The organism is Streptococcus parasanguinis, assembly GCF_001578955.1.
Taxonomy (GTDB): domain Bacteria; phylum Bacillota; class Bacilli; order Lactobacillales; family Streptococcaceae; genus Streptococcus; species Streptococcus parasanguinis_U.
The window spans coordinates 539,937-543,572 of record NZ_KQ969690.1; the positions used below are offsets into that span (position 1 = coordinate 539,937).

A 3,636-nucleotide genomic window follows, 5' to 3' on the forward strand; every position below is an offset into this window, starting at 1 on the left:
CAAAAGAAGGGGTGGACCATTTTGCCTTTCTTCGGATTGCCTTACGGGAAACCCTGACGCATCTTGGTGGTGAAGTGGACAATCCGATTAAGTTGACGCAAAATAATCTACCTGGTTTTGGGACTGGTGCAGATGAAGCTTTGGTCATCAATCTTCAAAGCCGCAAATACCACTTGATTGAAAAACGAATCAAGTACAATGGGACTTTCTTGAACTATTTTTCTGAGAATCTGTTGCAGGCGCAACCCAAGATCTCTCCTAAAAAATCGATCAAGGCACTAGAAAAAACAGCACAGAAGATTGCGGAAAGCTTTAACACAGATGATTTTCAATTTCAATCAAAGGTTAAATCAGCTATTTTTAATCATATTGAGGAAGAAAATAAACTCTCTCCTGAGAAATTAGCGGATGATCTCTTCGACGACAATCTGACAGCTCGCCTTAGTTTTATTGACCAAGTTAAAGAAGCTGTACCAGAGCCTGTCACCTTTGAAGAGATTGATGCAAGTCGCCAGTTGAAGAAGTTCGAAAATCAGAAATTGTCATTGTCAAATGGAATTGAACTGATCGTTCCGAATAATGTCTATGAAGATGCAGAATCTGTTGAATTTATTCTAAACGAGAACGGGACCTATTCTATTCTGATCAAAAATATTGAGGATATACAGAGTAAATAATGATTAAACGTATAGTGAAGATCTTCTTATTCATCTTACTAATATTTGGAATCTACAAGGGAATTCAGATCCATCATGACGTCAAACAAGTCATGCAGTACCGCTCCCTGGTTAGAGAAGTCCTTGCTGAGGAGGACACCACGGCCAATGAAAACCTCATTCTTGCTATGATCTATACTGAGACCAAAGGCAGAGAAGACGATGTCATGCAGGCGAGTGAGAGTGCAAGTGGTGAGACCAATACTATTAGTGATAATAAGGCCAGTATTCGCCAAGGAATTCAAACTCTTTCAGATGAGTTAAAAGAAGCCAAGAAAAAAGGCGTTGATAGCTGGACTGCGGTTCAAGCCTATAATTTTGGGAAAGACTACATCGATTACGTCGCAAAACACGGTGGAACAAATTCCTTAGAGTTGGCCCGCGCTTATTCGCGGGATGTGGTAGCGCCAAGTCTTGGCAATGTAACTGGTGAAACTTATCTTTACCTCCACCCTATCTCTCTTTTAAACGGGATGGAACTCTACATTAATGGTGGCAATATTTATTATTCCCGTTTGGTAGAAACCAATATGACGATTATGAAGTTATTTTCATGGTTTTAATCATTTTTCAGAGAGCCGATTGGCTCTTTTTTTTAGCTGATCAGTTCTGCCTCTGATTTTGAGGGATAATAAAAATGTCATGCATTCTTAAAAGAACTGTAAGCTAGTTTTAAGAAATCAACTGTATAATGAAAATCGAAGTGGGTAAACTCTTTATTTACTTCTTTTTTCATCTCTAGTGAGGTGAGAAAGGTTATAAGAGATGCCCAGAGTTGATTTGAGTTAGAAAGAAGAAAAAGATGAAATTAAAGAAGATTGCATTGTTTGTAACGACGACTTTGGCCTTGTTTACCGCTATCCCGCGAGTTTCCGCAGATAGCAATGTGCAGAAAGTCATTGATGAAACCTATGTCAAGCCAGACTATGTTTTGGGCTATTCGCTGGACCAAAGTCAAATCGAACAAACATTGAGTCTCTTGAACTACGATAGTTCAAAAGATAAAGAAGAGTGGAAAACGATGACACCAGAGGTTTATTCTTCGATTATGAACGTTGCCAACGATGATAGTTTGGAACTTTATTCCTCTGTTAAAATTCAAAAATTAGGTAAAAATAAGCCACTAGAAGTGAATATCGTGACGCCTCAAAACATCACCAAGGTCACTGCAGATATGTATCGTAATGCAGCCGTTACACTTGGATTGGAGCATGCTCAAATTACAGTAGCTTCCCCTATCCAAGTGACCGGAGAAAGTGCCTTAGCTGGGATCTATTACTCGCTTGAGAAAAATGGTGCCAAGGTTTCTCAAGAAAGCAAGGATCTAGCCCAAGAAGAGTTAAAGACTCTATCAGGTATCAATGAAGAGAACGCGGGAAAGAAAAACTTCGATGCGGATAAATTGAACGTGGCATTGACCGACATTAAAACGGCAGTAGCCAATGCCAAACAGAACAATCAGGATTTAAGCAAGGATGATATTCGAAAGATCGTCGAAGAAACCCTTAAAAATTATAAGCTGGATACAACTGTAACAGGTGATCAGATTAATTTGATCGTGAATTTCGCAGTCAACCTCTCAAAGAGCAGCGTCATTAGCAGCAAAAGCTTTACTAAAACCTTGTCGGATCTGAAAGATAGTATCGTAGATAAGGCAGGCGATACCTTTAACAATATCAATCTGAATTTTGATACCAATGCTATTTTAAAAGATAGTGGTAACTTCTTTACAAATGCGTGGAATGCCATTGCAGGCTTCTTCGGAGCCATCTGGAATGCCATTGTCAAATTCTTTAGTGGTTTAGTTGGCTAAAAATAGCAGGAAAGCACTCCTGACAAGAAGTCAGAGTGCTTTTTGTGTGTTTAATGATTCTTATATTTTATAAGACATTTTTAGGGTTGCTAAATTCTAATTTTAAGCTCGTGAAAAAAAGTCCAGTGGACCTTAAAACTCGCTTTGCTAATTTTTGGCTCGTGAAAAAAGGTCCCCCGGACCTTAAAACTCGCTTTGCTAATTTTTGGCTCGTGAAAAAAAGGTCCCCCGGACCTTTTTTTTATTCCCACTCTACAGTTGCAGGTGGTTTGCTTGTGATATCGTAGACGATGCGGTTGACGTGGTCAACTTCGTTTACGATACGGACTGAGATTTTTTGGAGGACTTCCCATGGAATCTTCGCAAAGTCTGCTGTCATTCCATCGATAGAAGTGATAGCGCGGATAGCGATAGTGTAGTCGTAGGTACGGCCGTCACCCATAACACCTACTGAACGAACGCCTGTGTTGACTGTGAAGTATTGCCAGATATCACGGTCAAGACCAGCTTTGGCGATTTCTTCACGAAGAATAGCATCTGATTCACGAACGGTTTCAAGTTTTTCTTCAGTGATTTCTCCCATAACACGGATGGCAAGTCCTGGGCCTGGGAATGGTTGGCGCCATACGATGTGGTCTGGCATACCAAGCTCTGTACCAAGAGCACGAACCTCATCCTTGTAAAGAGTGTTGAGTGGTTCGATCAGTTCAAACTGCATATCTTCTGGAAGTCCCCCCACATTGTGGTGAGACTTGATGGTTTGAGCAGTATCCGTACCAGACTCGATCACGTCAGTGTAGAGTGTTCCTTGTGCCAAGAATTTTACATCTTTGAGTTTACTTGCTTCGTCATCAAAGACATAAACAAACTCGTTACCAATGATCTTCCGTTTTTTCTCAGGATCAGATACTCCAGCTAACTTATCAAGGAAACGTTTTGCAGCATCTGCTTTGACAATGTTCAAACCAAACTTGCCACCAAGCATATCCATCACTTGGTCAGCTTCACCTTTACGAAGAAGACCGTGGTCTACAAAGATACAGATCAATTGATCGCCGATGGCTTTTTGAAGGAGAACCCCAACAACAGAAGAGTCAACACCACCTG

General features: G+C 40.5%; 4 protein-coding genes. 3 read left to right on the forward strand and 1 reads right to left on the reverse strand.

The annotated features are described in order from the left end of the window. From SPADD19_RS06540 to SPADD19_RS06550, 3 genes are all read left to right on the forward strand, one after another. On the forward strand, positions 1-677 hold a 677-nt coding region (locus SPADD19_RS06540), incomplete at its 5' end, for a nucleoid-associated protein (RefSeq protein ID WP_061455562.1). Beyond that, on the forward strand, positions 677-1,279 hold the full coding sequence (locus SPADD19_RS06545; RefSeq protein WP_003007284.1) for a lysozyme family protein: 603 nt from the start codon (positions 677-679) through the stop codon (positions 1,277-1,279). The genes SPADD19_RS06540 and SPADD19_RS06545, both read left to right, overlap by 1 nt. 239 nt (positions 1,280-1,518) lie before the next feature. Beyond that, entirely contained in the window at positions 1,519-2,529 is a 1,011-nt protein-coding gene (locus SPADD19_RS06550) for a DUF1002 domain-containing protein (protein WP_003016663.1), read from the forward strand. A 241-nt stretch (positions 2,530-2,770) separates the two neighbouring features. Here the strand turns inward: SPADD19_RS06550 and guaA are convergent. Then, a partial coding sequence (gene guaA / locus SPADD19_RS06555) for a glutamine-hydrolyzing GMP synthase (RefSeq protein WP_128861604.1) occupies positions 2,771-3,636 on the reverse strand: 866 nt, incomplete at its 5' end.

What these genes read in the sequence shown, in the direction of transcription:
- SPADD19_RS06545 (WP_003007284.1), top strand. Translation starts at nt 677, where the DNA reads ATGATTAAACGTATAGTGAAGATCTTCTTATTCATCTTACTAATATTT.
- SPADD19_RS06550 (WP_003016663.1), top strand. Translation starts at nt 1,519, where the DNA reads ATGAAATTAAAGAAGATTGCATTGTTTGTAACGACGACTTTGGCCTTG.